The sequence below is a fragment of the Clostridium sediminicola genome, from assembly GCF_050402865.1.
Classification (GTDB): Bacteria; Bacillota; Clostridia; order Clostridiales; family Clostridiaceae; genus Clostridium_AF; species Clostridium_AF sediminicola.
In genome coordinates, this window is sequence record NZ_BAABMF010000099.1 from 1 (window position 1) to 255 (window position 255).

The 255-nt window shown below is 36.1% G+C and carries 1 protein-coding gene; it reads left to right on the plus strand.

What is annotated here, in order from left to right:
* Positions 1–8 precede the first annotated feature (8 nt).
* Positions 9–255: 2-oxoacid:acceptor oxidoreductase family protein (locus tag ACQ3F0_RS26930; protein ID WP_428868885.1), on the plus strand; the 247-nt coding region annotated here is incomplete at its 3' end.

A 255-nucleotide genomic window follows, 5' to 3' on the forward strand; every position in this document is an offset into this window, starting at 1 on the left:
GAAAAAATATGTCTAAAGTAACAGAGATAAGATGGCATGGTCGTGGCGGTCAGGGAGCAAAAACTGCATCTTTATTATTAGCAGATGTAGCTTTTAGTACTGGTAAATATGTTCAAGGTTTTCCTGAATATGGCCCAGAAAGAATGGGAGCGCCTATTACAGCTTATAACAGAATAGGTGATACAAAAATCAGAGTACACTCTAATATATATGAGCCTGATTTCGTAGTAGTTGTAGATCAAACTTTAATAGCTT